Origin of the sequence: Alloacidobacterium dinghuense (assembly GCF_014274465.1) — a bacterium.
GTDB lineage: Bacteria > Acidobacteriota > Terriglobia > Terriglobales > Acidobacteriaceae > Alloacidobacterium > Alloacidobacterium dinghuense.
This window is the reverse complement of record NZ_CP060394.1, coordinates 3,427,462-3,451,649: the sequence shown is the minus strand read 5'-3', so window position 1 is coordinate 3,451,649 and position 24,188 is coordinate 3,427,462. Positions and strand designations below refer to the sequence as shown.

Annotated in this window: 18 protein-coding genes and 1 tRNA gene; 8 read left to right on the top strand and 11 right to left on the bottom strand. The window is 56.3% G+C overall.

Going from position 1 to position 24,188, the window contains the following annotated elements:
* Positions 1–66: 66 nt before the first annotated feature.
* The 4 genes from H7849_RS14150 to H7849_RS14135 all read right to left on the bottom strand — a co-directional run bounded on the left by H7849_RS14150 (position 67) and on the right by H7849_RS14135 (position 3,813).
* Entirely contained in the window at positions 67–966 is a 900-nt protein-coding gene (locus H7849_RS14150; protein WP_186740127.1) for an SGNH/GDSL hydrolase family protein, read from the bottom strand.
* Between the two features lie 203 nt (positions 967–1,169).
* Positions 1,170–1,880 (bottom strand): hypothetical protein, encoded by a 711-nt coding sequence (locus tag H7849_RS14145; RefSeq protein ID WP_186740125.1) that lies wholly within the window; start codon positions 1,878–1,880, stop codon positions 1,170–1,172.
* A gap of 57 nt (positions 1,881–1,937) precedes the next feature.
* Positions 1,938–2,567, bottom strand: coding sequence for a DUF4254 domain-containing protein (locus H7849_RS14140; RefSeq protein ID WP_186740123.1), 630 nt, complete (start codon positions 2,565–2,567; stop codon positions 1,938–1,940).
* A 229-nt stretch (positions 2,568–2,796) separates the two neighbouring features.
* Complete coding sequence (locus H7849_RS14135) at positions 2,797–3,813, bottom strand: class I SAM-dependent methyltransferase (protein WP_186740121.1); 1,017 nt, start codon at positions 3,811–3,813, stop codon at positions 2,797–2,799.
* A 132-nt stretch (positions 3,814–3,945) separates the two neighbouring features.
* On the opposite strand from H7849_RS14135, the gene H7849_RS14130 reads away from it, so the two are divergent.
* The 4 genes from H7849_RS14130 (at position 3,946) to H7849_RS14115 (ending at position 7,170) form a co-directional block, all read left to right on the top strand.
* Positions 3,946–5,139 carry an ATP-grasp domain-containing protein gene (locus tag H7849_RS14130; RefSeq protein WP_186740119.1) on the top strand — a complete coding sequence of 398 codons (1,194 nt, stop codon included), beginning with the start codon at positions 3,946–3,948 and terminating at the stop codon, positions 5,137–5,139.
* 36 nt (positions 5,140–5,175) lie between these two features.
* Positions 5,176–6,222, top strand: a complete 1,047-nt coding sequence (locus tag H7849_RS14125; RefSeq protein WP_186740117.1) for a UDP-glucose--hexose-1-phosphate uridylyltransferase — start codon at positions 5,176–5,178, stop codon at positions 6,220–6,222.
* 131 nt (positions 6,223–6,353) lie between these two features.
* The gene (locus H7849_RS14120; protein ID WP_186740115.1) at positions 6,354–6,560 is read left to right on the top strand and encodes a hypothetical protein; all 207 of its coding nucleotides are present in this window, start codon (positions 6,354–6,356) and stop codon (positions 6,558–6,560) included.
* 205 nt (positions 6,561–6,765) lie between these two features.
* A complete protein-coding gene (locus H7849_RS14115) occupies positions 6,766–7,170 on the top strand; it encodes a hypothetical protein (RefSeq protein WP_186740114.1) in 405 nt (134 codons plus the stop codon).
* 332 nt (positions 7,171–7,502) lie between these two features.
* Here the strand turns inward: H7849_RS14115 and H7849_RS14110 are convergent.
* Positions 7,503–7,578: transfer RNA gene (locus H7849_RS14110), tRNA-Lys, on the bottom strand.
* Between the two features lie 367 nt (positions 7,579–7,945).
* Here H7849_RS14110 and H7849_RS14105 point away from each other — a divergent pair.
* A complete protein-coding gene (locus H7849_RS14105; RefSeq protein ID WP_186740112.1) occupies positions 7,946–10,144 on the top strand; it encodes an MMPL family transporter in 2,199 nt (732 codons plus the stop codon).
* Positions 10,145–10,184: 40 nt separating this feature from the next.
* Here the strand turns inward: H7849_RS14105 and H7849_RS14100 are convergent, their stop codons facing one another.
* A complete protein-coding gene (locus H7849_RS14100; RefSeq protein WP_186740110.1) occupies positions 10,185–11,054 on the bottom strand; it encodes an outer membrane lipoprotein-sorting protein in 870 nt (289 codons plus the stop codon).
* Between the two features lie 293 nt (positions 11,055–11,347).
* Here H7849_RS14100 and H7849_RS14095 point away from each other — a divergent pair, with 293 nt between their 5' ends.
* Positions 11,348–14,251: a class I SAM-dependent DNA methyltransferase gene (locus tag H7849_RS14095; protein ID WP_186740108.1), complete on the top strand. Its 2,904-nt coding sequence runs from the start codon at positions 11,348–11,350 to the stop codon at positions 14,249–14,251.
* 324 nt (positions 14,252–14,575) lie between these two features.
* On the opposite strand, the gene H7849_RS14090 is transcribed toward H7849_RS14095, so the two are convergent.
* From H7849_RS14090 to H7849_RS14070, 5 genes are all read right to left on the bottom strand, one after another.
* Positions 14,576–15,712: a universal stress protein gene (locus H7849_RS14090; RefSeq protein ID WP_186740107.1), complete on the bottom strand. Its 1,137-nt coding sequence runs from the start codon at positions 15,710–15,712 to the stop codon at positions 14,576–14,578.
* Entirely contained in the window at positions 15,712–17,541 is a 1,830-nt protein-coding gene (locus H7849_RS14085) for a sensor histidine kinase (protein WP_186740105.1), read from the bottom strand. The genes H7849_RS14090 and H7849_RS14085 overlap by 1 nt, the downstream gene beginning before the upstream one ends.
* Before the next feature lie 56 nt (positions 17,542–17,597).
* Entirely contained in the window at positions 17,598–19,133 is a 1,536-nt protein-coding gene (locus H7849_RS14080) for a hypothetical protein (RefSeq protein WP_186740103.1), read from the bottom strand.
* Positions 19,134–19,285: 152 nt separating this feature from the next.
* Positions 19,286–21,040, bottom strand: a complete 1,755-nt coding sequence (locus H7849_RS14075; RefSeq protein ID WP_186740101.1) for a chloride channel protein — start codon at positions 21,038–21,040, stop codon at positions 19,286–19,288.
* Positions 21,037–22,224 carry a tetratricopeptide repeat protein gene (locus tag H7849_RS14070; RefSeq protein ID WP_251106268.1) on the bottom strand — a complete coding sequence of 396 codons (1,188 nt, stop codon included), beginning with the start codon at positions 22,222–22,224 and terminating at the stop codon, positions 21,037–21,039. The genes H7849_RS14075 and H7849_RS14070 overlap by 4 nt, the downstream gene beginning before the upstream one ends.
* 110 nt (positions 22,225–22,334) lie before the next feature.
* Here H7849_RS14070 and H7849_RS14065 point away from each other — a divergent pair, with 110 nt between their 5' ends.
* Positions 22,335–23,348 (top strand): aldo/keto reductase, encoded by a 1,014-nt coding sequence (locus H7849_RS14065; protein ID WP_251106267.1) that lies wholly within the window; start codon positions 22,335–22,337, stop codon positions 23,346–23,348.
* Complete coding sequence (gene larE, locus H7849_RS14060) at positions 23,348–24,187, top strand: ATP-dependent sacrificial sulfur transferase LarE (protein ID WP_186740097.1); 840 nt, start codon at positions 23,348–23,350, stop codon at positions 24,185–24,187. The genes H7849_RS14065 and larE overlap by 1 nt, the downstream gene beginning before the upstream one ends.
* Position 24,188: the final 1 nt, after the last annotated feature.

Sequence of the window (24,188 nt, the reverse complement as noted above, 5' to 3'; positions counted from 1 at the left end):
CTGCCTCCGAATCTCTGCTGGAAGATGCAAGAAGCAAGCCTGGTGGTTTCGTCAGATATCAAAATTTCACCGGTCGATCGCCTGCTCCGCGGCCACAGCAAGGAAGGAGTGACCGAAGATGGTTGGGTGCTCAGCATCCCAGAAGAAATTGGTATATGGGTTGCTGCACAGCGTCGGCGGGTTTACAGCCGTGTTCAGGCATGGATGGGTGATGTCGGTAAATCCGTAATGGCTGCCGTCGGCAACGACCCCCTGTAACAGGCTGTAGGTGTCACTGCGATAGAAGTGGGTGTTTGGCAGGAACGACTCAATGAACAGTCCCGCGTCCAGGTCCGTGTTCAATGCCTGCGTTGCAGCAAGCGCGAATGCAGCATTTCCTTGAGCAGCAGGCAGCAGTCCGATGTTGAAAAAGTGGGGAACGAAGAAATACCGGGCACCGGCGCGCTGGAGCTGCGCAATGCTGGAGAGCAGACCGAAAGCGATCTCTCCACCGAGCGTGTCGGGTGAGCCACCGGTTGCGTTGAGAATATCGTTGCCGCCGCCCACAACGATATAGAGCGCCTTTGGATCTGCCTTGAAGTTGTGCTGGCTAAGATAGAGGGCTACTTGTTCGGGAATACTTGGGATCGTTTGCGTGCTCCCAGCTACTGGCACCGCTTGCGTGACCTCGGCGCCGCCGAAGGCGTAGTCCGTGCCACCGGCGAGTGAAGGCTTGACGGTGACGCCATAGGTGCCTGCCAGATGGTCGATCCAGATGGGGCCGTTCGAAAAGCGTCCGTTGAAGTAGGGGGCAGCGGGGATGGTGCCATTGCTGGCGATGAAGATGTTGCCGACATCGCTATAGCTATCACCGAAGACGTAGATGGCGTCGAAAGCCGGATGCGACGCGGCATATGCAGTGAAGGACAAGGTGAGCATGAGAGCTGCGATCCCGATAGCTCGCAGCAGCGAAGGGCGTGAGCGCATAGAGGGTCTCCTTTTCAAGTGCAACAAGGCAGGAGAACGTAAATGATCGCGGGGGAGCGCGAAGAAAAGCCGTGGCTTTTCGCTGGTGTGCCAGCATACAGCAATCGATGAGCGCCTGGGTAAGAGGAAATTGAATCCTGCCGCCGATCAAGGTGGCCGACTACGACGCAGGCCCAGTCGGTATTTTTCAGAGGCGGTCGCTGCTAGTGAACCACCTCAAGCAGCAACGCACTGCCGTTTCCAATCTCCCAGTTCGGCTTGTTTGCAGAGAGGGTGATGGGCGAATTTGCGTCTCCATGAGACGCGATGGAGAATTCACGGAAGCCGTGCAGCCCGGTGGCCGTGGTGGAAAACGGGCCAACAGCGCGGGGCAATTCGCTCGGAGTAGATGGGCTGGCATACACACCGGAGAAATCGGCAAATCCTACGGGCTCGCTGTACTGGTTGTAAACCTTGCCCGATCCGGCGGAGAGGTACACTTCGTCGCCACCGATCTGGCGGGTCGTCCAGTCGCCGGGGTCGCTGGTTCCTCGTGCGGTCCCGCCGAGGGGCAGTCTTGCGTGCAAGACATTGTACGGGGCGGCGGCAGCGACCAGCCGGACACGAACGGGAAGCGTTTGTCCTTTCCATCGCAATTGGTCAAACAGAATACTGATCGAGGAGGCACTGACACCGACAACATGACCCGTGAGCTTTGTGCCCCTGGGCAGGTTGACGTCTTTCTTGACTGGCACTGACTGCACGAACTCCGCTGTGATTGGCTGTCCTAGTTGGAGATTTTGAGGCTTAAGCGTTTTGTTGAGGAGAACAGGCAGAGTCGCGCCGGCGGGCGGTGGCGCCAACTCTTTGCTAGCTGGTGCGGCATGGACCGGCAGGGCGACGCTGAGGGCGAGGAGTGCAACCAAGCATCGCATAGGTGGTTCTTCCTTTCAATTCGTTAGACGCGTGGGCTGAGTTGTTTGGTCCGGCTTTCACGAAGTTGGTTTGTTTGGGGTGTAAACGGCCGGGTTCAGGGCTGGATCGTTGTACATTTTAAGTTGCCGATAGAGCTTGAAGCTGCGCGTGCCAGCGAGAGTCTGCTGCCAGAGGCGGTCGAGGCAATGAGCAAGATCGTGGCGTTGGTCTTGGAGAATTTCAAGGCGGGCTCGATTGCGTTCGGCGTGGCCCTCGGGTGCGTCTGGGCGCTCGATTTCTTCGGTGGTGTGGAAGATCTTCAGCGATAGGATCGAAAGCCGGTCGATGATGAGGCCGGGGCTTTCGGAATTCAGCTCAGCTTTGGGATTAGGGAGGTTGAGCGCCCGCAGGTGGTCAAGCAGAACCACGTCGCAGCTCTCGGCCAGATCGTTGCGGCGCTGGTTGATACGGTCGATGGCGCGCTTTACTTCCGCGAGGTCGTGATCGGTCGCATGTGGTGCCCGGGCATCGTCTTCTGTGTGCCAGAGCTGGAAGTTCGCCAGATGCTGGGCGATCACACTGTCCAGAAATGTCCCAAGGCTTCCAGCCGGAATAGCAGCCCGCTGCTGATGCCAGAGGGATGTCAGGTGATCCTGTTGCCGGGTGATTTCAGCAGCCGAGAGAATTGTTGTGTCGGGCAAAGCCATAGTTTCGAGCAGTACAGTTTCCTTGCAAACACTTATGGTAGAGCCAAGCGAACCAAGGATGCGAGGTGCGGATGAAATTTGCTCGAGAGTTCTGGCTGGCTATGGTGCGGGGCTCTCTGGTGCTTGGCTGCGCCGATCCGATTCGGGCCTGTTGTTTTTCGCGGCATGCAGGAAGAGCCGTCCTCAAACGGTCTCTTCTGGTACGGCAATTCACAGACTTTAGATTGGTCTAGCGATACGCAATTACCAGGCGACCCATTCCGACTTGCGGTGGCGCGAGTTCTACACGTGAAAAGCCGGCATGTTTCGCAATGGTCTCAAGTTCAGCGAAGGTATAGGCATCGCCCGATGGAGTATTCGCCAGCATCGTCATGCTGAAGGCAGCCGGCGCGGGCGGAGTGACGCGATCTGGATTGGGAACGAATTCAAGAATCGCGGCGCGGCCACCTGGCTTGAGCGCGGCATGCACTCTCCGCATAAACGTGGTACAGGTCGGGGCATCGAAGTGGTGCAGGAAATTTGTGATCAGCGCCAGATCGTAACCGCTGCCGAGTTCAACCTCGAAGGCACTCCCGGGAATCAAGTGATGGCGATCGGCAAATCCCATGGCGCGCGCGTTCCTCTTTGCAACCTCGAGCACATTTTCCCAATCAACAGCATGGATGTGCGCGGCGGGATTCTGCTTTGCCACGGCGATTCCATACATGCCATGACTGGCAGCGATATCGAGAACCTTGTGCGATTCACCGCCCTTGCGAAGTTCGACAGCCATGATCTCAGAGGCCATCCGCGTGAGCGGCATCATGGCCTCGGCAAACTTTACCCAGATGTGATTATCGGGCTCGAGCACGTCGTCGCCTAACGCCGAGCCTCCCTTACGCACGGCGTCGGCCAGGCGCGCGTTACCTTCACGTAATCGAGGAGTGAGCATGAACTCAATCGCACCGCCGACATATGCCGGGGAATGCCGGTTGAGGAACAGGGCTGAATCCGGTGCGAGATCGTACTGTGATCCTTCTTTGGTCAGGAAGCCATGAATGGTCAGGAAATCGCATAGCGTGCGCGCGCCGCGCTCGGAAGCCGAACAACGCTTGGCAATGGTTGCTGCATTGGTATTCCCTTCGGCGATAGCGGTGAAGATTTCCAACTCGATGGCTGCCTTCAGTGCTTCCGTCTGCTGATAGGCATTTACGGCATTGAAAAAACGTTCTGGGGTAAGCGGTTGTTGCTGGGCTATGGCAGCCATTCATTCCTCCTGACGTTCAGAGCCTCCACAGTCTATATCAGCGATGGTTGTTGAGCGACGCGTATTTTTCGGGTCTGAAGCGTACGGAAAATGGCGGATACAGAAAGCCTCTCAGGGTGTAGTGTTTCTAGCATGAGCGAGCGGATTCTCTGTATTACGACCTATGAAAAGGGACAGGCATTCATGCGTCAGTGCGCAGCGATGGGCTGCCGCATCGTGCTGTTGACAGTCGAAAAACTGAAACACGCCGACTGGCCGCGCGACATTCTGGAAGATGTGCTGACCATGCCGGCTGACCTCGGTGTGGAAGGCGTTATCCGCACCGTGGCCTATGTTGCGCGTGGCTGGAAGATCGATCGCATGGTGGCGCTCGATGAATTCGATATGGAGACCGTGGCTGCGCTGCGAGAGCATATGCGCGTTCCCGGCATGGGGCGGACCACGACCGCGCACTTCCGCGACAAACTGGCGATGCGCTTTGAGGCACAACGAGCCGGAGCGCTGGTGCCGGAATTTTCTCCGGTATTGAACTACGACGATCTGCGTATCTACATGGCGAACGTTCCAGGGCCGTGGGTGCTCAAGCCGCGTGCAGAGGCTTCAGCGATCGGAATAAGAAAGATCCATGATCCCGAGCAACTGTGGCGCACGCTCGATGAGCTCGGTGATCGTCAGAGCTTTTTCCTGCTGGAGCGCTTTGTGCCGGGCGACATCTATCACGTAGATGCAATTACCAGCGAACGGCAGGTGGTCTTTTCCGCGGTGAGCCGCTATGGCAAGCCGCCTATGCAGGTGATGCATGAAGGCGGCGTCTTCACGACGCGGATCGTCCACCGCGGTGATGACGATGCGAAAGAATTGACGACGATCAATGCGCGGTTGATTCCGGCGATGGGCCTGGTGCGCGGTGTAACGCATGCCGAATATATTCACGCGAAAGACGGGCGCTTCTATTTTCTCGAAGTGGCGGCGCGTGTGGGCGGAGCGTTTATTGCGGATGTGGTCGAGTTCGCGACCGGCGTAAACCTGTGGGCGGAGTGGGCGCGCATCGAGGTGTGCTCTATGCGCGGCGAGCCGTATGTGCTGCCGTATACAAAGCAGGATTACGCGGGCAGCGTGCTGTGCCTGGCGAAGACTGCGGAGCCGGATACATCCATGTTCGACGCGCCGGAGATTGTTTACCGCATGAAGAAGCACCATCACGCAGGGATGATTGTGCACTCGACGGATCCAGATAGGGTGCGATCTCTGCTTGAGGACTACAGCGTTCGCTTCGCCGAAACCTATCTCGCGGTGGCGCCCGTTCCTGATAAGCCGACTGCTTAGAATAGACGACAGAAGCTTCACTGAAAGGAAGTATTCGTGAGCGATTCTGCCTACCAGTTCCCCCATCGCCGTTACAATCCGCTGCGCCGCCAATGGGTACTCATTTCGCCGCACCGCACACAACGGCCATGGCAGGGAGAGGTCAATCCGTCATCGGGATTTTCCGATGTGCACTACGATCCCATCTGTTACCTGTGCCCGGGCAATGAGCGCGCAGGAGGGCATCGTACGCCTCGTTATGAAAGCGTATTCATTTTCGATAATGACTATGCAGCGCTGCTGCCGGATTCTCCCGCGCCCCAGACTGCGGGAATGCTGCCGTTGCTGCGCGCAGAACAAGAGCGCGGCATCTGCCGCGTGCTCTGTTTTCATCCCGATCACAGTCTGACGGTGGCCGTGATGGATGAACCGGATATTCTGCGTGTGGTCGAAGCATGGGTTGAGCAATACAAGGAACTGTCTGCCAATCCGTCGATAAGCCATGTGCAGATTTTCGAGAACCGCGGGGCGATGATGGGCGCGAGCAATCCGCATCCTCACTGCCAGGTCTGGGCGACGGAGCATGTTCCTGACGAACCGGCGATCGAAACGGAGTCGCTGAAGGCGTATCAGGCGGAACACGGTTCTTGTCTGCTCTGCGATTACTTAAAGACCGAGACCGACCAACGGACGCGCATCATCTGCGAGAACGATGAGTTTCTCGTTCTTGTTCCGTGGTGGGCAGTGTGGCCGTTTGAAACTCTGGTCCTGGCGAAGAAGCATGTCGGTTCGATGGCTGAGTTTTCTGCGGCGCAGCGCGCGGCGTTGGCAAATATCCTCAAGCAGGTCACGACGCGCTACGACAATCTTTTCGAGACGAGCTTTCCTTATACGATGGGCTTCCACCAAACGCCGTGCGATGGCGAGCAGCATCCGGAATGGCACTTCCATGCGCACTATTACCCGCCACTGCTACGCTCGGCGACAGTGCGCAAGTTCATGGTCGGGTTTGAGATGCTGGGAATGCCGCAGCGTGATATCACGCCCGAAAGTGCGGCAGAGAGGTTGAGGGCGCTTTCTGCGACTCACTTTACCCGTAAGTGACAGATACGCATGCATGTTGCTCTGAGCCTGCCTGATTCGAGGAGCGCGAAGCTCCCGGAAATGTACAACCCGCTGAGCGACAATCGACTTCCTACTGGAGAGAGGGACTAGTCCCTGGAGGTTATTCCAAAATGTCCAATCCCAATCCTCAGCATCCTGGATCGCAACAGCATCAAGGAACCGACAAGGATAGAGAGCAGCAGGGAAGTAAGCAGCATCAACAGGAGCAGTCCGGGCAGAAGGAGCAGTCCGGGCAGAAATCTGGACAGCAAGGTGGCTCTTCCAGCACGCCGGGACAGCAGGGCGATACAAGACACGACATGGGTAACAGGAAATAGAAACGATCTCTGATAGGGGAGAGATGCGGCATTCGCCGCATCTCTTTTTTTTTTGGCCTTTTGCGGTTGAGTCGTTCGTCGCGGCCATGGTTTTCAGAAAAGCGCGTTAGGCCGAGCCTTCTATTGGACCTTTGGGTATTACTGTCGTAATTTTGAACAGGTTCTGCAGAAGGAATAACATTCTTATACCCCCGTATGTGAGCAAATGTTCTTCCTGCCGAAATCTCACAAGGCCGTCAGCGATGGGGAGATCAGTTCTTCCGCAGACTCTGTAGCTCTGTTCGCTGCTCACAAGGAGCAGCTGACTTCGCAGGAGCCGGTTTTCTGCAAGACCGGCTATCTCATTGACATGAGTTTTCAGCGTATGTGCTCAGTTGTGGTGGAGCATGCGGGCGAACCCGACATGGATAACCATTTCCGAGACGCGGTGCGCGACGCGATGGAAGAAATGCTGCATCATCGTCGTGAATGCCCGCGATGCTCGCGACACTCCATTGTTCAAACATCGCCGGAGGAAACAAAACGAGACAAGGACTCGTCGCCAGCAGACCGTTCCAGGCAGCGATCGAGCGGGAATTATATGGTCTTCGCGCCGGAGATCCCGCGATAAACGCCGGTGTGTATCGGACATCGCTGTTTGTATTGGATTGAGCGATGTACCTAGGTAACCGATGAGTGATTACAACATTGTTTTGCTGGGAAACCAATGGGGGCTAGGCAACTCTTGGACAGCCAGGTACAGTTCAATCATTGAGTAGCACTTGGGGGAGGGCTACTGAATTGTGGCGCCAGTGGACAAACTGTTCACTGGCGTTTTGCATTTCGGCGCAAAGGATACATAGATACAGGGCTCTGCATCCGACCTAAAAAGTCCGCAATTTTCTGATGGATTTCCCCGGATAAGATGGCCTGATTCCAGAGTGACGGGAAAGCGCTGATACGTGGTGAGCTCGCTGGGATTCGAACCCAGGACCCACGCCTTAAAAGGGCGTTGCTCTACCAACTGAGCTACGAGCTCACGGGATTTCCCGCTACTTCAAAGCTAACATAAAAATGACAGTTGGCGGACACGCAAGGCCGCATCCTATTGTCATATATGGATAGGATGTCCGCCGATTTTCTGCAGTCGGCGCTATACTGCATGCGTTTGATGAAAGCGCTTGGCAATCTTTCCGGGGAATGGATGGCTGTGAGTTGTTTGCGATGAGAAAGTGGATGGGTTTCGATTTTCTGCCGTGGATTCTAGTTGGGTTCTCGCTTGTGCCTTCGAGAACAGAAGCCGGACGCATATGACGCCCAATGGATCTTCGATGGTAGTGCCAAACTCGAAGACTAACCGTGGCGCCTCCCGCCGTCGATTCTGGTTGGCGATTTCGGGATTCGTCATGGCGCTTGCCCTGTCGCCCTTTTCTTACAAGATCGAACGTCGCCTGGAGACAGCCGTTCACATCAAAGGCGCAGAATCCGAAAAAGTTGACCAGGAACTGGCGCAGCGTTTTCAGTCTCCGTATGCCCATCGCCTGGTTCTGGTAATCAGCGGTATTCCCGAACCGGATTCGGCACAGGGCGCAGATGCATTGAGCTTTTTAACCAGTTCATTGCGCAGCGTGCCAGGAGTGTCGGGTGCGATCTCGAGTGTCGATTGGCCAGATCCGCTATTCACTGGGACCAATGGCGGGGCCTTGATCATCGTCGGTTTGGACCCGCACGATGAAAGCGTCGAGGCGTTGGTTCCCAAGTTGAGGGCAAAAGCGGACTGGATGGAAGGTCAGCTCAGGTCGCAATACCCCAATATCAAGCTGGAGATTACTGGTGAAACGCCACTGAACTTCGATCTTCGCAAGGTGAGCGCAGATGATGTGAACCATGCCGAGGAACGAGCGATGCCGGTAACTCTGCTTCTGTTGTTGCTGGCTTTCGGCAGTCTTGTAGCAGCGCTATTGCCGCTGGGAATTGGAATGCTATCCATCTCGATGGCACTGGGGGCGGCTGCGCTCCTCGCGCATTATCTGCATCTGTCGATTCTGGTGCAGAATCTGGCGACAATGCTCGGCCTTGGCCTGGGCATCGATTATGGATTGCTGATGGTGAGCCGGTTTCGCGAAGCATTGGCCGAGGGGTATCCTCCTGGCTGCGCTGCCGATATTGCTGCCGTGCAGGCAGGCCGGACGCTGATCATCTCAGCAACGACGGTTGCCATCGGATTTTCAGCGCTGCTGACTGTGCCGATCAGCGAACTGCGCTCTATCGGGATAGCTGGCCTGCTGGTAACCGTTTGGAGCGTCATGCTGTGCACATTCATTCTGCCCTGGGTGCTGGGTCTGCTTGGGCATCGCATCAATGCCGCCAGAGTGCCTCTTCCAGTCAAGCGATTCAAAACGGCGGACAGTCTATGCGCGGCGAGCGAGCGTTGGGCGCGGTGGGGTGGCATCGTCACCCGCCGGCCCTGGACAGCGCTGCTTATCGCCGGGATTCCGCTACTGATTCTTGCATTCCAGGCACGGAGAATCTCCCCCGGGCTTCCTGAGCATGGTTCGCTCCCAGCCGCAGCCGATTCGGTAAAAGCCTTGCACACGCTTCGAGGCATGGGACGATCGGGTATAGTCGAGTCTCTCCGGGTGGTTCTGGAGTTGCCGACGCAGTCTCAGCCGCTCTCGCAAGCAGGCTGGCTTGCCGTCAGTCGCTTGACAAAGAGCTTTCAGAGCGATCCCAGAGCGGAAGAGGTTTTATCTCTTCCGACCCTCACCGGAATGTCCGACACTGCGGATGCTGTGACCGATGTGCCCGAGGCACTCCGCAAGAGTTTTCTGAGCACCGATGGCCAGGCTACCTTGATTGAGTTAATGCCGAAAGCCAATCTTTCGCCCAACGATCAGATCCAATGGGTGCGAGAGGTGCGCTCCTCCGATGTCGCCGCGATCACCGGCGTGCCGGGAACCGTGCTGCGCGTTGGGGGTATTCCCGCTCTTAATGCAGATTATGACGCGGTAGTGAAGGAACGCATGCCGAAGGTGATCCTTGGGGTTGTGTTGGGGAGCTTGCTGGCGCTCCTGATCGGATTACGTTCTTTATTTGCGGCGGTTAAGGCAATTTTGCTCAATCTGCTCTCTGTTGGCGCGGCATTCGGCGCGTTGGTTCTTGTTTTTCAGGAAGGCTACGGGAGCAAACTCTTTGGGCTCGACCAACCAACCGGTGCTGTGTTCCCGATTGTGCTGATTCTCTCGTTTGCCATCGTTTTTGGGTTGAGCATGGACTACGAGGTCTTCCTCGTCGCCCGAGTCCTCGAAGAGCGGCGGCGCGGCCTATCCGAGAGTTCAGCCGTGATCGAAGGCCTGGCACGGACGGCCGGGCTCATTACAAGCGCTGCGGCAATTATGATTGCCGTCTTTACAGCGTTCACCCTGGGCAGCTTTCTCGTCGTCCAAATGCTGGGCTTTACGCTCGCTGTGGCGGTGCTTATTGATGCTACCGTGGTGCGGATGATTGTCGGGCCAGCACTCTTGCAACTTGCTGGTGACTGGAATTGGTGGCCCCTTGGCTTACATGGAGTCCCGGTAACGTGTGAAAAGCAGGTTATTCCATAACAGCACAGAGCTGCGCAAGAATTTGATTCGGCGACCCGATTTATTTTGCCTGAGCACCGGACTGGCCGAGGTCAAAGTCTTTGCGTCCAAGATTTGCCTTTCCTGAGCCCCCTTCGATGACAAGCATCGAGGAGCCGGGCTTGCCTTGCATCTTTGCTTCTACTTGCGACGCGGACCAATCCCCACGGATCTGCCGCAGCCCGTAATAAATGAATTCCTTCTGTTGGCCCGTCCCGTGAAGCGTCTTGACGACATGCACTGGGAACAAAATGCTGCGGTCGATCCAGGACGTTACGGAGTCATAGTGACTCCGGTCCTGAGAGCCTGACGTGCTCTTAAGGACGAAGCAGTCGCGTGCACCGTATTTCGCCGGCGGCAGGAGTTGCTGATTCTTCCAGAAGAACTGGCTCTCTACCATGTCTTCATAGGAGAAGTCCGTTCCTAAGAGCGGGTCATTCCAATGTTCGAATGGCAACGAGCTAACGGTCTTCGCTCCAGGAAGCATTGCTTCGATGGTCACGTGCCCGCTTGCGTTCATGTGTAGCAGGAGTGTGGTTTTGTCTGAGGCAGCAGGCCCGGAGATCTCACAGAGCAGGAGCAGACCATCGGGAAACCAGTGCGCCTTGCCGACAAATTTATAGTTCGTGCGCTTGCCATCGCCGTCAACCTTTGTGAGGCGGCCGGTTGCGCGGTAATCCAATTTCTCAATCCGCTGGCGCGAGCCCGCCAGCACCGTCTCCAGGTCGGAACTTGCTGCGAAGGCGCGCGATGGATGCATCAGCGACAACAGCATCACCAACGCGAGGAATGCTCGAATCGTCCCAAAGGCGCGATTTGCCCATCGGGACTGTGGATACCGGCCAGGCTTGCGGCTGCGAGGGAGCATCACGATGTGGCGCAGGAAGATCATAGCTAATGTATACAGCCGAAGTCCGTGTTGCGACTACAACATCAAGTTTCCAGCGCTCACCAGAGCTTTTGACACCGGGCAGGGCCTTGGTTTCGATGATCGGATGGCCCGGGGTGCTCGTGGCGAACTGTCGAGCCGCTATTTGTAGACAGCCTGTACCAAAAGGAACAGCAGCGCCGCTGCCGATAACGAAATTTCCTTGTCCCGAGCCGTTTTGTTACGACAACTGATCAGCGAGGCCGAGCATTTCTGGTTTCAGCTTAAGCCGGCTTCCATGTAAACTCCCTATGTCCATGCCGTTATCTGTCGCTGAATTTGTCTACCGTTGGAAAATTAACTCTCAATCCGAACGCAGCGGAGCACAATCACACTTTATTGATTTGTGCGACATGCTGGGTGAAAAGCATCCTGCTGCAAGTGATTCGGCTGGCGAACGTTATGCCTTTGAAAAGCCTGTAAGCAGAACACGCGGCGGCAAAGGATACGCCGACGTCTGGATGCGCGACCACTTCGCCTGGGAATACAAGGGCAAGCACAAAGATCTCAAAAAGGCCTACGAGCAGCTTAACGACTACCGTGAGGACCTCGGCAATCCTCCCCTGCTGGTCGTCTGCGACCTTGACCGTTTTGAAGTCCACACCAACTTCACCGCAACCTCCAAGCGCATCTACGCCTTCAATCTTGAAGACCTCAACCGCAATCAGGTCACCGCAACCTGCCCTCTTCCGCCCATCGATGTGCTGCGTGCTCTCTTCGGCGACTACAGCATTCTGCGCCCCGAACGAACTGACGCGCAGGTCACGCAGGACGCTGCCCGCCTCTTCAGCCGCCTCGCTGAACGGCTTGAAATCGAAGACCGCAGCCTCGGAGCCACGCGCGCAGAAATCGCGCACTTCCTCATGCGCCTGCTCTTCTGCCTCTTCGCCGATTCCATCGGTCTGCTGCCCAACCGCGTCTTTCGCAATCTCCTCCAGAGCGAAGACCGCTTTACCCCAAAGCGATTCCTGCGCAAGCTCCGGCTCCTCTTTGAGGCAATGAGCGAGCGTGACGGCATCTTTGGCGAGCACACCATCAAGTGGTTTAACGGCGGCCTCTTCGACAGCGCTTCGATCATTGAGCTCGATCGCGCCGACCTCGGCATCCTCTATGAGATCTCGAAAAATTACGACTGGTCACACGTCGCTCCTGCGATTTTCGGCACTCTGTTTGAGCGGTCACTTGATCCCGCGCGTCGCTCGCTGATCGGAGCACACTACACCAGCGAAGAAGACATCCTGCTGCTGATTGAGCCTGTGTTGATGCATCCGCTCAAACAGAAATGGGCGGAGGTGCGCCAAAGAGTTTTGGAAGCTCTGGAAGTGGAGCGCGCGGAAGAAGCTGCACGGAATAGCCGCCAGGCGCGCCTGCGCGCGGACCGCCAGTCGGAGAAGATTCTTGGCGCGTGGATCGAGGAGCTTACCAGCGTAAGCGTGCTCGATCCCGCCTGCGGCTCCGGAAACTTTCTCTATGTCGCCCTGCGCCGCATGCTTGACCTCTGGCTGGAAGCAACACGTTTTGCCGCCGAGCAGGGTATTTCGCTGGTCGTTCCCAGAATGGTGTCGCCGAGCCAGCTCTTCGGCATTGAAACGGAGTTCTATGCACATGAGCTTGCCTCCATCGTGGTCTGGATTGGATTCCTGCAATGGAAGCACGAGCACGGCGTCTTGGAAGACCGCGAGCCTATCCTGGAGAAGCTCTCGAATATCGAGCACGGCGACGCCATCCTCCGATACGATGCCGAAAGCAAGCCCTATGAAGCGGAATGGCCACGAGCCGACTACATAATCGGAAACCCACCTTATCTGGGCGGCAATAAAGTTCGGCAGGAGCTGGGCGATCAATATGTAACTGACCTTTTTAAGGTCTACAAGGATCGGTTATCCGGCTTTTCAGATCTTGTCTGCTATTGGTTCGAAAGGGCACGAACAGAGCTCGAACGAGGCTGCACAAAACGGGTTGGCTTATTGGCAACACAGAGCATTAGAGGTGGCGTAAATAGACGCGTAATTCAGAAGATCGAAGAAACCGGCGCGATATTTATGGCTTGGAGTGATCGGGAGTGGCGTTTGGACGGTGCGATCGTACACTTCTCTTTCATTGCATTCGACGATGGTAGCGAAACACAACGTACACTCGACGGGCAATTGGTTGTTCGAATCAATTCCAACCTTACTGCAGACGCGGACACCACTGCCACAGTTAGCCTTCCGGAAAATGCAAAGCTTTGGGCGTACGGTTCTCAGTCGAAAGGCTCGTTCAACATTACTGCTGATATTGCAAATAAGCTACTTGTGTCGGTGAGTCCGTTCGGACGTGACTATCGGAAAGTCGTTTTGAGGAGCTTCAACGGCGGACAACTGCTCGATGGAACAACTCGTTGGGTGATCGATTTCGGTGAGAACATGAGCGAAACTGAGGCCTCGCTCTATGAGGCCCCGTTTGAGTACGTGAAATGTGTTGTGAAGACGGAGCGCGAGAAAAGAAGGGAGCGACGTCAGAGAACGCATTGGTGGCTTCACGCGAGGCCATCACCAAAATATCGCGCAATTCTAAAGACCCAGCGCCGTTATATTGCGACCGCCGCGACTTCAAAACATCGTGTGTTCGTGTGGCTGACTCCAGACATCCTGGTCGATCATGCAATCATCGTGTTCGCACGGGAAGATGACTACTTCCTCGGTGTGCTACAGTCATCGACCCACGAGATTTGGTCCCGGGCAAAAGGCACCCAAGTCCGCGAGGCAGAGAGCGGTTTTCGATACACGCCATCATCAACCTTCGAAACCTTTTCCTTTCCATGGCCGCCCGGAACCGAGCCCTCAGAAAAGAAAGATACCCGTGTTAAGGCTATCGCTGACACGGCCCGGGAACTTGTCCGTTTGCGCGATGCGTGGCTGAATCCGTCGGGGGTGAGTGAGGACGAGCTACGAAAGCGCACCCTGACTAATCTCTACAACCAGCGTCCGGAGTGGCTGGCCAATGCCCATCGCAGGCTCGACGAAGCAGTCTTTGCCGCCTACGGCTGGTCGGCTGATCTCACAAAGCAGGAGATTCTGGCCCGCCTCCTGATTCTCAACCACGAGCGCAGTGCGAAGGAGCAAGAGACCCCGGAAGAAATGTCAACTCAGAACCCCGCTATTCCTTCGACAGCCTCCTGATTATCCGCCCTTGACACGCCTGTTACCATAAAAGTGAGTAAAGCTCTTCCTGAAGCAAACGCCCGTGACCTACGGGCGTTTTGCTTTTCAGACAGCGCTGCTGAGGAAATGCGCACAAACCTTGCAGAATGAATAATTTACCAGAAAAAAAGTCATAACTACTCTGAAATGAGTAATTTGCAAAAGACATAGGGGTCCTCTTAGGCCAGGGAAGAAATCCAGTTGCAGAAGGGCAGCAAAGATGAAGCACCGTAAATACCATAGAAAAGAGGAATTTACAAAAACATAGGGGTGGGTGAAAAGGGTCAAACAGCTGATGTAGGTTCAGCGTTTTTCCCTGCTCATAGGCACGACCTGGACGGTGGTGTCGCGGACCTCAGCGAGGAAGCGGTTGATAATCGAGCCGCGCAGCAGAATATCGAAGCGCGATCGTGCGGATTGACCGAAGACCACGTGCGAGATGTTCTCTTTCTTGCTGAAGGCGATGAGCGCATCGGCGACATTCTTATCTTTGAGGACTACGACCTTAGCGCCCAGATCGCGCGCCATGCGCTCATATTCCTCAAGGCGTTGCACAGCCGTGGGGTCGTTGTTCCGCAGGTCCTTATCGGGATTCTCCACGTAAACGGCGTACCAGTTCGTGGCCAGCCGGCCTGCGATGCGAGCGCCTGTTCGGATCAGCCGCTCCGTGCCTGGGCGGCGGGAGACGCAGACCATCACTTTTTCGGGAATTGGGGCCTGTTCCAAGCCTTGCGTGCGTCGATATTCGGAGGCGGCCGTGCTCACCTGTTCGGCGGTTGTGCGCAGAGCAAGCTCGCGCAACATGTTCAGGTTTCCCTTGCGGAAAAAATTTGCTAATGCCTGCTCGACCTTTTCCGCGGAGTAGATTTTGCCTTCGCGCAGTCGGGTGCGCAGCTCGTCAATTGTAACGTCGACAGTTACAACTTCGTCGGCGCGCTTCAGGAAGCTATCGGGAATTGTCTCGCGAATCTGCGTGCTGGCAGAACGTGAAACGGCATCGTTTAGAGTCTCCAAATGCTGGACATTGAACGCGGTCATCACGTTGATGCCTGCATCGAGAAGCTCCTGCACATCTTCGTAGCGCTTGCGATTGCGCGATCCGGGAACGTTGGTGTGCGCCAGTTCGTCAACGATGCAGGTATGCGGATGCCGCGCCAGGATGGCATCGATGTCCAGCTCACGCAACGTCACGGAGCGATAGACGATCTCCTTTTGCGGGATGATTTCGAGGTCGCGAATGAGATCGGCCGTCTCTTTGCGCCCGTGCGTTTCGATCAATCCGATGACAATGTCGATGCCCTGGTGACGCAGCATGTGCGCGTCTTCCAGCATGCGATAGGTTTTGCCCACGCCCGGCGCAGCGCCGAGGTAGATGCGCAGCTTGGCAGGTTCTAGGGAAGTGTCCTGGGAGTCGCTGCTTAGATTAATCTGCGCGGACATCAGCCGATCTCCACTTGATGGCGCGAAGGCACAGCTGTGGCCATGGGCAAGGTAAAGCTGAAGGTTGTTCCCTGACCGAGCCGACTCTCGACGGAGACCTGGCCGCCCAGAGTTTCAACCAGCCGGCGCACCAGCGCGAGACCAAGGCCTGTACCAGTGCCAGAGCTGTCGGTGAAGCGCCCGAAGATGGTCGACAGGCGTTCGGCCTCGATGCCGCGTCCGCTGTCCTGCACCATGAACTGGATTCCATCCTTGAACTCCGATGCTACGAGACGAATCTGCCCGCCTGTTGGCGTGTAGCGCATCGCATTTGAGAGGAGATTGTCCATGATGCTGCGCAATGCCCGGCGATCGGCATGAACGTGTGACAGATCAGAGAATGCGTTGACAGTAATCTCTACATTCTTCTCGCGCGCCTGCTCGCGGAATCGATGATAGGTATCGTCCAGAATGTCGATAGGGCGCAGGCGTTCGAGCTTCATCTGGCGTCGGCCGGTATCGAGTTCAGCCACTTCGATCAGGTCAGCCATCAGGTCATCGAGTTTTTCAGCTTCATCGCTGGCGCCTGCGAGAAGTTCAGTTTGCAGAGGCCGTAATTCGCCGGCATGTCCCCTTGTGAGCGTGTATATCGCCAGGCGCAGGCGTTGCAGCGGATCGCGCAGTTTTTCTGAAGCAACAGTAAGAAAGCGGGTCTTGAAGCGGTCGATGTCCTGCATTTCAGTGACGTCTTCAAGCACAGTAACCGCGCCCAGGAGCTTGCCATCTCCGTCACGCATGGGAGAGGTGCGCAGGCGATAGCTACGCTGTGCGCTGCCGATGCGCATCGGCAGCAGGGTCGCTTCACCCTCGCCTGTCATCGCGCGCTGCATAGAAACCGCATTGCGGATGGCGTTGAGAATCTTTTCTCCGCCCGGCGTGTTCGTAAGGGCCATCCTGTCTGAAGCAGCCTCGCCCAGCAGCTCCGTTGATGCCTGATTCAGCTTGAGCACGTGACCTTTGGCGTCCGTTACGATCACCGGCTCAAAGATCGATTGCACGACGGCATCGCTCAGTTGCTGTTCCATCTGCCGCCGGCCCGACTCCGTTTCGCGCAGATCGCGGAGGCGGATAGCCATTCGATTGATTTCTGTAGCGATGTCGCCCAGATCGTCGCGGTTGCGCCACTCAATTCGTTGGTGCAGATCGCCCTGGCCGATCAATCGTGCGGTCTTCGCGGTGCGACGGATGGGCAAAATGACGAAGAGGAGCGAGACGACGGCGATGGCAATGGCTGCGATAAGGCTCGTTCCAGAGGTTGCAATGAGACGGGCTCGCAGCAGAAAGCGCTGATGATCGAGCGTTGCCATGAGGATGGTCCGGCTGCTGAAGAGAGTCCTCAGGTCGTCTGAAATGGATTGGTCGATCTCATCCAGTTGCGGGCGTAGTGTGTCGCTTGCCAGGCGTTGCCACGTTTCCGGTCCTGCGGACTTGAGCTGAGCCATCAATTGCGCATGCTTCCGCTGCAGCTCCTGCAATGACAGAACCTGCTGATCGGCGGCAATGGCCGGGGTTGCAGCGGTGATGTTCTGATCCGTTGCGCTGCCTTGCGCAAGAAGCTGAGTATAGAGATTCCGATCAGAAGCCGATGCCATGTGCGCGGCAAGCACCTGCTCACGGGCAATGGATGCCTGCACCTGCGAGAGCGCTCCCACGGCGGCGTCGGCTGTCTGCTGTTGCGCGTCGAGCGCGGAGAGATGCACAAACGAGTGGCGAACGAGCATCCCCAAGGCCCCGACAAGCGCAATGAGCACCAAAAATCCAAGGATGAGTCTCTGATACAGGCTCAGCATGAGTTACTGTACCGAGACTAGTGGCAGTGCCCTTGCGATGCAAGCATGTGTTTAGATCATGGCAGCCTGCAGACGATGACCGTAGAGTTGCGGTAGGGACAGTTGAACCGGGTATTGGCACCGGCACTCAGCAGAATCCAGGTAACTCCCGCAGGACGCAGCCGTGTGACTCTTTCCTGATCGCTGATGTGGTCGAGGCCGAGTTCGAGATCACGCTGCAATTTCCAGCGGGGCGCCAACTCCGGAAAAATGGCGACCACGCCGCCGTCCTTTAACTCGTCGACCAACGCGCTACGCACAGCACTGGCGCGAAAACCTTGCGTGTCTTCCGAATCTACTCTTGTGTAATCCGAATCGAGCGCGAAGATAGCGTTTTGTGGAGTGTTCTGGCGTATCCAGAGAAATGCCTGTTGCCAGGGGTTGCGCGGCGTGGCGAACGGCCATTCCACATGGGAAGATGCCATATACACCTGCTTCTGCACGAGAAACATCAGAACGGAAACGACCAGCAACAATGCTACACCCCACACCGTGCGTTTGCCGCGAAGATGTTCAGAAAGAAACGCGCCAAGCAGCAAAACTCCAATAATGTAAACGATCTGGAAGGTGCGCAGCGGCTGTATGCGGGCTAGAAAGTAGCTGCCGCTGGGATGAACGAAGCATGCTACGATAACGGACGCGGTGACGCCAGTTGCAATGCAGGAGAGGCACAAATTCCTGACCACGAGATTGCGAGTGCTGTATGCCGCAATGAGCATGAGCGTCAGCGGGATGACCAGCCCAAGCACTTCATACCAATGCCAGAACGCCAGGAAGAAATACGTCCGGGTCAGTACCGCGTCTTTGTATCCATCGGGCAAGGATGCATGCCGCGTTGCGAAGTAAATCACCGCCGAAGCAGCCAAGCTTGCCAGACACGCAGCGGCGAGCCCAAGCCACCACCTTCTGCTTACAAGGCCGTAGGCCACGAGAAATCCGGCGAGATACGCTGCCATGAGAGGATGCAGAAGTGCCGTTGCCACCAGCCACAAAGCTGTACGTTTCATGTCGCGGTCGATGCAGGCCGTCAGCGCGAAAAGAGAAAGCGGTGTTGAGAAGGAGCGCGCCGTCACATAGGGGTCCATGATCCAGAGCGCGGTGGCGGCTACAGGAAGCGTAAAGAGGGCGGCCGCGAGCAATGTCGCTCCCCATTGCAGTTGCGCGTCGCGGAATGCCCGCTGCGATAGCCGAAAACATCCCAACAGGAAGGCAAAAATCGAGAGCGCGTAAGCTGCGAAGAGGCCCACCTTAAGCGGAACGTGGAAGAATCTGACGACTTCGGCAAAGAGATGGGAGAAAATCGAGAATCGCGTGTGCGTGACCACAAAACTCGAATCCACACTGAAGAGCGTTGGGTCCAATATTTTCCGGATACCAGCAACATAGATGCCTGCATCGTCTGCGAATGGATGATATCCGTGGAGAAGGAGGACAAGAGGTGTGAGAAACGCCAGATAGCTTATCTCGCGGGTGCCCAGCGAGAGCGGACGATGAGAAATTCGCTCATCGAGAACGAGCGTAGAGGATTGCGCTTCCAGAACAGTGGAGCTCAAAATAGCAACCTCGCCATAATTGGCAGAGAATTTCTGCAGAGAATCAAATGTGTAGACGTAGAAACTTGTCTTCGTGTCTCAATCGCGACGACGATTTTAGCCTTATCGAAACAGATGAACCTGGACCTGCAAAAGTTGGACGACAAATTACGCTAATGCTGGCGGTAGCAGTGGAGCACGTCGTCCTGTGTGACAATGCCCTCCAGCGTACCTTTGCTGGCCCGGTTCAAGACGGGGAGCACTGGCCAGCGCGGAAAATGATGAAAGGTACTATCGAGCGGCATATCGGGAAAGAGGATTGGCGTGCGTTCAGCGGGTAAGGTGCTATCGATCGGCGTATCTGACGTCGACATGGCGCATGCGGACGTGAGATCTTGGGTGGTCATTGAGTACCATGAGCCATCCCAGAGCGATATCAGGAAGGCAGATGCCTGTGCAGCGGAGGCGATCTGCGCCGCATCGCTAATTGTTTGGTGTCCTTTAATAATCGGCACGTTGACCGGGTGCAGTGCATCTTCAAGGTGCAGCTCTGATTCTTCTCGCGCTTCTTCCATCGAGGGCAGTTCAAGACCGTCCTGATGTGTGAAGACCTCGAAGATAGGAACTGGCTGCAAAGCCCGCGACATGAGATAGGCGATCATGTTGGCGAGAATCACGGGCACAATAATCGAGTAATTGCCGCTGACCTCAAGCACCATGAAGACAGAAGTCAACGGAGCACGCAAGAATCCGGCGAAAAGAACGCCCATGCCGACCAGTGCATACGCGCCGACCGTGCCGGTCAGGTGCGGGAAGAACAGCTTTTCGAATGAGCCGACGGATGCGCCCAGCATTGCACCGATAAAAAGAGTCGGCGCGAACATTCCTCCCGGGGTGCCACTGGAAAAAGACAGTGTCGTAGCCAGAATCTTGAGCAGTGCAAGCGCCAGCAGAAGCTTCCAGGCAAACTGGCCGTGCATCGCCTGGTCCATCACTTCATACCCCGGTCCCATCACCTGCGCAAAACCAAAATATCCGATCGACCCGACCAGCAGACCGGCAATGCCAGACTGGCAATAGTGTGTCCAATGCGGTAAAGCGCGCAGACGTGGCCGCAAGTAGCCGAGAGACTTCGAAAAGACGAGCGCGGCGAATCCACCGACCACGCCGAGAACCGCATAGGCGATCAACTCGCGCGGGTCGCGGAGCGTGATCGTTGGAATTCGGAAAATCGGTTCCGATCCCCAGAACCAGCGGGCTACCACGACACTTGAAATTGCCGAGAGGACGATGGAGCCCAGCACTGCGGCGCTCCATTGGCCGATGACTTCTTCAATGACAAAAAGAATCGCGGAGATGGGCGCATTAAAAGCTGCAGCAAGACCGGCTGCGGCGCCGATGGGCGCGAACAGCCGCAGTCGCTGCCGCGAAAGATTCAAACGTCGGGCCACCATGGATGCCACGCCGGCGCCGATCTGTAGTGAAGGATCTTCCGGCCCGAGCGAATGTCCGCAACCGATCGCCAGCGCCGAGGTGACAAATTTTCCAATGACGGTTTTGAACGAAATGTAACCGTTGTAGATATATAAGGCGGCTTTGGTCTGATTCACACCGCTGCCGCGAGCAGCCGGGAAAAAGAGCTGGACCAGAGCCGCAACAAACAAACCAGCGAGAGCTGGAACAAGCAGGAGCCGGACTTGTCCAGCATGTGGCGCTGAGCCGAGTGTCAGAATCTTGATCCACTCGATGGCGATGCGGAAAGAAACGACCAGTAGGCCGGAGAGCACTCCGATGAAAATCGAAAGAACGAGAAAAAGCCGCTCATCCCGCGTCGGTGCAATCTTTTCAATCTCTGACTGCGTTAAGGGACGATAGGGTGCTTTCTTTGATTTGAGGGTCGCGGCTTCCTGCATCGGCTGTATGCTCATTGCTGCTCGACTGCATCCGGTGCGTGGCCGATCTTCAGCAGTAGGGCGTCGTTGCCGGAAGGCGCGCCGCATTGCTGGCTCGTGACCTGCTCAGTTTGGTACACGAGTTGCATGATTTGCTGTTCCATCTCCGGATTCTCTTCGAGTTGCAACAAACGGAGCGTTGCTGGCAGATGCTGCCATTGATCGGCTAGCGTTTGCAATGCGGGAGGACCCGTAGATTTGCTGCTCAGGCAGGCTGCAAGTCTTTCCTGGGCAATCTTTCGGCTCGCCAGAATGCGCTCGGCTCGCCCGCGAGCGCTTAGTTCGAAACTCGGATACAGCAACAGGATGTGATCCGCATCGGAAAGCATGTTGCGAAACTGTGCCTGATCCTCGGCAGGCTGCCTTTCAAACTCGGCATGGTTGAGCGTGCGCTCCAGATATTCCTTGGCCTGCAGAAAACGGTTGAGTTCATAAGCCGTGCGGGCAGCCCCCTCAAGCACAGCCAGCTTTGTGGGCTTATGCTGCAGGGCCTTTTGATATAGATGCAGCGCGTTTGCGGGGTCCTGCGCTCTTTCGAGCAATCCAGCTATCTGAAGCTCAATGTTGACTTCGTCCGGGGCGTTGCCTGCAGCAATCAATAGCTGGTTCCGCGCGCGGTCGTATCGTTTACGGTCAATTAAATATTGCGCCAGTTCCAGTCGCACCTCGCGGCGGCGAATATAGCCGTCTCCTTCCCAGGTTCCATCAAGCGCGGCTTGGTAGTGGTCGAGTGCGGTTGCTTCTTCGCCCTGTCTTGCCGCCAGCCGCGCAAGCTGCAGGTTGATCATCCCGTTGCCGGGATGCGATTCGAGCAGTGTGTTGAAGTAGGAGACAGCTTCTTCCGTGCGGCCGGCGGCGGCCAGCGCCTCGGCCAGTTCGATCTCAAGATTTTCATCATCCGGGGCATAGGCCAAAGCCGACCGCAATGCGTCTATGGCAACAAGGGGCTGGTTGGCTTGCAAAGCTTTTTCACCGCGTGTGTGCCACCGTTGCGCGAGTTCCCGGCGATGCATGGAAAAAGAATGGAAAAGGAAAAGCGTAATGAAGAAAAGGAGAATGGCGATGGCGAACAGGCTCAACAGAGCCGCCGTATCTCGCAGAATGAGCGTTTGCCTCTGCTGCCGTTCCTCGGGGGTAAGGGCCGATCGTAACTGAAGCACTGCCATCCTTCTTCTTAGAGTATCGCGCTTGCAACGGGCACACCAATTCATGCTCCTGACGCATCGAAAGGAGATGAACAAGGTTCGTCATCCTGCTTGCAAGGAGTAGGATGACGTTGAGGACCAATATGATGGAACGGCGTGAGTTTCTTAAGTCCGCGGCGATAACCGCGCTCGCCTCAACTCTCCCTCCTTATGCCGAGGCTGCGGATTCTGTGTCCGGCATACCCTACCGCACGCTGGGCAGGACCGGGGTCAAGGTATCCCTCGTCGGACTTGGCGGCCATCACATCGGCAGGAGTTACGTCTCGCAGGATGAAAGCACCAGGATTATCCGAACCGGCCTCGATTCTGGCGTCAATTTCCTCGACAACTGCTGGGATTACAACAAGGGTGTCAGCGAAGAGCGCATGGGCATCGCCTTAAAGGACGGTTATCGGCAAAAAGCCTTTCTGATGACAAAGCTCGACGGCCGCACCGCGAAATCCGCGCAACAGCAGGTTGAAGAATCCTTGAAACGCCTGCAGACCGACTACATCGACCTTATTCAGATTCACGAAGTCATCCGGATGGACGATCCGGAGCGCGTCTTCGCGACCGGCGGCTCTCTGGAATATCTTGAAAAAGCCAAGAAGGAAGGCAAGGTCCACTTCATCGGGTTCACCGGGCACAAGAGCCCCGAGATTCATCTGCACATGATCGAGACCGCGACCAAGCACAACTACACGTTTGACACGGTGCAGATGCCGCTGAATGTCATGGACGCCCACTTTGACAGCTTCGGCAGTAAAGTCATTCCCGCGGCAAAGAAGCTGAATATGGGCATTCTCGGCATGAAGCCAATGGGCGACAGCATCATTCTGAAGAGCAACACCGTTACGCCCGTTGATTGTCTCCGCTACGCGATGCATTTGCCCGTCAGCGTAGTGATCACCGGATGCGACTCGATGCAGATCCTGCAGCAGGCAATCGACACTGCTAAGAATTTCCGCGGCCTCAGCGAAGCAGAAGTCAGCGCTATCCTGAAGAAGACCGAGACGGTTGCGCAGAACGGGCAATTTGAGCTTTACAAGACAAGTCACGATTTCGACGGAACATATCAGAATCCGCAATGGCTGGGTTGATGACAGAGTTAGAAGGAAAAAGGCAGCGTCTGGATGCGAGGCTCCGCGAGTTGGGCAGCGTAATTGTTGCCTATTCTGGCGGCGTTGACTCGGCGTATCTCGCCCACGCTGCTCATCAAGTGCTCCACGAACAGATGCTTGCAGTCATCGCCGATTCTGCCAGCCTGCCGCGCAGCCATTACCGCGAAGCAGTCGAATTCGCGCAGGAGCAGGCGATTCCGCTGCGCACCGTTGAGACTGACGAACTGGAACGTGAGGAATACGCCGTAAACAAAGCAGATCGCTGCTTCCACTGTAAAGACGAGCTCTTTACGGTACTCGAAAAAGAGCGCCAGCAGCTCGGTTTCACTGCTGTCGCCTATGGACTAAACATCGATGACAAGAGGGATTTTCGCCCCGGTCAGCGCGCTGCGGCCGAACACGCCGTAGCCGCGCCGCTCGCCGAAGCAGGGCTGACGAAGGCTGACATCCGCACACTGGCGCAGGCCGCAGGTCTGCGGGTGTGGGACAAGCCCGCCTCCGCGTGCCTTTCGTCGCGTATCGAATACGGTCGCCGCGTAACTCCTGAAGCATTGCGCATGGTGGAAGATGCTGAGGAAGCTCTGCGCAGCATGGGATTGCGTAATTTCCGCGTGCGCCATCACGGCAACATTGCGCGCATCGAGATTGCGGAGAGCGAGCTGGCATCGACGCTCAAGCCGGAGACATTCTCTCAGATGGGCAAGGCAGTGCGCTCGGCAGGTTTCCACTATGTTGCGGTGGATTGCGACGGCTACCGTTCCGGATCGATGAACGAAATTCTGCCCGTCGACATGCTGGCGAAGGCAACCGGGAAATAAA

What these genes read in the sequence shown, in the direction of transcription:
- larE (WP_186740097.1), top strand. Translation starts at nt 23,348, where the DNA reads ATGACAGAGTTAGAAGGAAAAAGGCAGCGTCTGGATGCGAGGCTCCGC.
- H7849_RS14090 (WP_186740107.1), bottom strand. Translation starts at nt 15,712, where the DNA reads ATGTCCGCGCAGATTAATCTAAGCAGCGACTCCCAGGACACTTCCCTA.
- H7849_RS14130 (WP_186740119.1), top strand. Translation starts at nt 3,946, where the DNA reads ATGAGCGAGCGGATTCTCTGTATTACGACCTATGAAAAGGGACAGGCA.
- H7849_RS14085 (WP_186740105.1), bottom strand. Translation starts at nt 17,541, where the DNA reads ATGCTGAGCCTGTATCAGAGACTCATCCTTGGATTTTTGGTGCTCATT.
- H7849_RS14065 (WP_251106267.1), top strand. Translation starts at nt 22,335, where the DNA reads ATGACGTTGAGGACCAATATGATGGAACGGCGTGAGTTTCTTAAGTCC.
- H7849_RS14140 (WP_186740123.1), bottom strand. Translation starts at nt 2,567, where the DNA reads ATGGCTTTGCCCGACACAACAATTCTCTCGGCTGCTGAAATCACCCGG.
- H7849_RS14120 (WP_186740115.1), top strand. Translation starts at nt 6,354, where the DNA reads ATGTCCAATCCCAATCCTCAGCATCCTGGATCGCAACAGCATCAAGGA.
- H7849_RS14095 (WP_186740108.1), top strand. Translation starts at nt 11,348, where the DNA reads ATGCCGTTATCTGTCGCTGAATTTGTCTACCGTTGGAAAATTAACTCT.
- H7849_RS14145 (WP_186740125.1), bottom strand. Translation starts at nt 1,880, where the DNA reads ATGCGATGCTTGGTTGCACTCCTCGCCCTCAGCGTCGCCCTGCCGGTC.
- H7849_RS14075 (WP_186740101.1), bottom strand. Translation starts at nt 21,040, where the DNA reads ATGAGCATACAGCCGATGCAGGAAGCCGCGACCCTCAAATCAAAGAAA.
- H7849_RS14100 (WP_186740110.1), bottom strand. Translation starts at nt 11,054, where the DNA reads ATGATCTTCCTGCGCCACATCGTGATGCTCCCTCGCAGCCGCAAGCCT.
- H7849_RS14135 (WP_186740121.1), bottom strand. Translation starts at nt 3,813, where the DNA reads ATGGCTGCCATAGCCCAGCAACAACCGCTTACCCCAGAACGTTTTTTC.
- H7849_RS14105 (WP_186740112.1), top strand. Translation starts at nt 7,946, where the DNA reads ATGGCGCTTGCCCTGTCGCCCTTTTCTTACAAGATCGAACGTCGCCTG.
- H7849_RS14115 (WP_186740114.1), top strand. Translation starts at nt 6,766, where the DNA reads ATGTTCTTCCTGCCGAAATCTCACAAGGCCGTCAGCGATGGGGAGATC.
- H7849_RS14150 (WP_186740127.1), bottom strand. Translation starts at nt 966, where the DNA reads ATGCGCTCACGCCCTTCGCTGCTGCGAGCTATCGGGATCGCAGCTCTC.